The sequence below is a fragment of the Lentibacillus sp. genome (assembly GCF_035301925.1).
GTDB lineage: Bacteria > Bacillota > Bacilli > Bacillales > Amphibacillaceae > Lentibacillus.
This window is the reverse complement of record NZ_DATGTI010000156.1, coordinates 1-3,123: the sequence shown is the minus strand read 5'-3', so window position 1 is coordinate 3,123 and position 3,123 is coordinate 1. Positions and strand designations below refer to the sequence as shown.

At 44.0% G+C, this 3,123-nt stretch carries 3 protein-coding genes; 1 reads left to right on the top strand and 2 read right to left on the bottom strand.

Features of this window, described 5'->3' with window-relative positions; genetic code table 11:
- Positions 1–294 precede the first annotated feature (294 nt).
- Together argS and VK080_RS12710 are read right to left on the bottom strand one after the other, a co-directional pair.
- Positions 295–1,968: an arginine--tRNA ligase gene (gene argS / locus VK080_RS12715; RefSeq protein WP_324225141.1), complete on the bottom strand. Its 1,674-nt coding sequence runs from the start codon at positions 1,966–1,968 to the stop codon at positions 295–297.
- The gene (locus VK080_RS12710; protein ID WP_324225142.1) at positions 1,965–2,408 is read right to left on the bottom strand and encodes a DUF1934 domain-containing protein; all 444 of its coding nucleotides are present in this window, start codon (positions 2,406–2,408) and stop codon (positions 1,965–1,967) included. The genes argS and VK080_RS12710 overlap by 4 nt, the downstream gene beginning before the upstream one ends.
- 364 nt (positions 2,409–2,772) lie before the next feature.
- On the opposite strand from VK080_RS12710, the gene VK080_RS12705 reads away from it, so the two are divergent.
- A partial coding sequence (locus VK080_RS12705) for a transglycosylase domain-containing protein (RefSeq protein ID WP_324225140.1) occupies positions 2,773–3,123 on the top strand: 351 nt, incomplete at its 3' end.

The window sequence follows — 3,123 nt, the reverse complement described above, 5'->3', positions numbered from 1 at the left end:
CCCTTTTTCGGAAGTTGTTTCGATTTTAGTCATAACAGGAATATTTTTTGAACAACCTTTTCATAATACGTCATTAATTTTATGTCTGGTAGTATAGATTTTTACATAGCAAATGGCTGTGAAGGCGGGTTTTATCGTTCGTTGGTAAAGCAATACCACCAAGAATATAGAAGAACATCCTAAAACATCGATTGGAGTCCGATCAGGAATAGTTTAATTGAAATCATTAAGCGGTCATCGTATGATTATTCTCAATTAAAAACTTGCAGAAGTTTTACCTCTGCAAGTTTAAGCTTACATTTTCACCGGTGCACTGATACCAATCAGCGCGAGGCCATTAGCCAATGTAACCCTTACTGCTTTCATCAGAGCGATCCGCGCTTTGGTCAATTCCGGATTGTCCGAATCAAGCACTTTTTCGGCATTGTAGAAACTATGCAGCAATGAAGCCAGATCAAAGACATACTGCGTCACTTTATGCGGCGCGTACTTTTCGGCTGCGTCATCCACTGTCTGCGGGAATTCACCCAGTTTTTTCAATAGATCTGTTTCTTTCTCGGCTGTTAGAAGTTCTGCGTTAAATTCCTCGCTCACAGCAAACCCCTTTGATTCGGCCTGCTCCAGCATCGTACAAATCCGGGCATGCGCATATTGGACGTAATAGATCGGGTTATCATTCGATTGGGAGCGGGCCAGATCCAGATCGAAATCAAACTGGGTATCGTTTGAACGCATGACAAAGAAATAACGTGTGGCATCAACGCCGACTTCCTCCATCAAATCTCTTAATGCGACGGCATTACCGGTCCGTTTGCTCATGCGCACCTTTTCGCCGTTTTCAAACAGGTTGACCGTCTGAATGATTTTGACATCGAATTTTTCAGCTGGATAGCCGAGGGCCTGAATGGCTGCCCGCATCCGTGATATATAACCGTGATGGTCGGATCCCCACACATTGATGATGTTATCAAATCCGCGTTCTAGTTTATCTTTATGATACGCGATATCCGGTGTTAAGTACGTATAGTTGCCGTCCTGCTTGATGAGTACACGGTCCTTATCGTCACCGAATACCGTTGAACGAAACCATGTCGCCCCGTCCTGTTCGTAGACAAAACCGCTATTGCGCAGTGTCTGAACGGCTTCTTCCACCTTGCCATTATCGTATAGAGATTGCTCGGAAAACCAGTTGTCAAAATGAACACGAAAATCAGCCAAATCTTTTTTCAGATTGCCAAGTTCGTAATCCAGACCATAATCTTTAAAAAATGCCAGTCGTTCTTGCCGGTCTGTATCAGCCCATTTATCACCGTATTCATCAGCCAGCTTCTGTCCGATACCAACAATATCGTCACCGCGGTAGCCGTCTTCAGGCATCTCGGCTTCATAGCCCAGTGCTTCCAAATACCGTGTTTCGATCGATAAAGCCAAATTATCAATCTGGCTGCCGGCATCGTTAATGTAATATTCACGTTCAACGTCATAACCGGCTGCTTCAAGGACATTGCAAAAAACATCGCCATATGCAGCACCACGCGCATGGCCAAGATGCAGGTCACCGGTCGGGTTTACCGAGACAAATTCCACCTGAACCCTTTGCCCTTTTCCGGTATCGGTGCGGCCATATGTATCACCGGCTTCCAGAATCGATGGGATCAATTGACCAAGAAAATCCTGTTTCAAGAAAAAATTGATGAATCCGGGACCGGCAATCTCGATCTTTTTGACGGAAGCTTTCGACTCATCGAGATTTGCCGTGATGTCTTCAGCGATTTGCCTTGGTGCTTTTTTGGCAATTTTCGCCAGCTGCATGGCAATATTTGTTGCAAAATCACCGTGCGCCTTTTCCTTTGGTTTTTCGAGCACGACTTCCGGCAGTTCGTCCTCTTTGACCAGTTCTGCTTTCAGGACCGCTGCTGTGATCGCTTGTTTAAGTGTTTCTTCCGTTTGTGATAATAGATTGCTCATTGGGAATCCTCCTTATGTCGAATTGTTAACCTCAGCTGATGCTCGCGTTCATCCTGCCCGTTAAGCTTGACGGTATAGTCAATGGTAAGCCGACCGTTCTGCTGTCCGGACAGCGTCTGATAGTTTATCGCATTTGTAAATGTTTCCATATGTATATTCCCGTGCGGATGCTGGAACACATTTTCCGACGTCTGCTTTTCACAGAATTGCTGGTGCATGCTGACAAGCCCCGTCCGTTTAACAGTTACTTTATCCGTATGTATCGAAAGCATATTGTTAATCGTTGAGCCATCCTCGGTTGTTTCACGATACGTCAGCACATCCATGGTTTCTTTTTGGTAAAGATGTCCTGTTCCCCTGACTGTATTGTATTCTTTCTGTCCATCATCTTCAATGGCCGTCTGCAGCTCGACAGCAACACGTTTCGGATTCACTTCCATCACAATCGCTCCTGCTTGATATAATGACCTATTATAGCCATAAACCATGCGCATTTCAAAGTATTCTATTGTAATGTGTTAAGCTATAAATAATTGACCCAATAATAAACAATCCATCAGTTACAGCACTTGGAAGTATGTTTTGGCTTCAAATCGCCATTCCATTATTGTGAGAAAAGCGAACCAAACGAGGTTCGGTTTATGACAAATGAACACTTAAGCAAGCGCTTGGATGTATCAAATCCAGGCATTTTTTGTAATAAATTGGACAGCCTCCGTCAGCAAATATAGCGCCCGGGTTTAATTCCGCCAATTTTTTCCCATAATGAATTTAATGAACCTATCACAAACGGGGCTATAACATATGAAACATTTATTTCGTTTAAACGGGAAAAAATATCGGCTGTTTTATCTCATACCATTCGGGTTATTGGCACTCGGGATGCTCTTTATTGCCGGGGTCTATTTTGTCAGCTTTCTATTGGGGCCGCCGCAACTGATGAATGACCAAAACACAATCTATTACAGCGCTGATGGAGACGTGATTGGCGAAGAAAGCGGTGCGGAAAACCGGTACTGGGTGTCCTTGGATAAAATGTCACCGCATTTGATTGACGCAACGCTGTCGATTGAGGATCAGTATTTTTACGACCACAATGGTTTTGATTTGCAGCGAATTGCCGGTGCAGCCTTAACGGATTTAAAAAATCTTTCA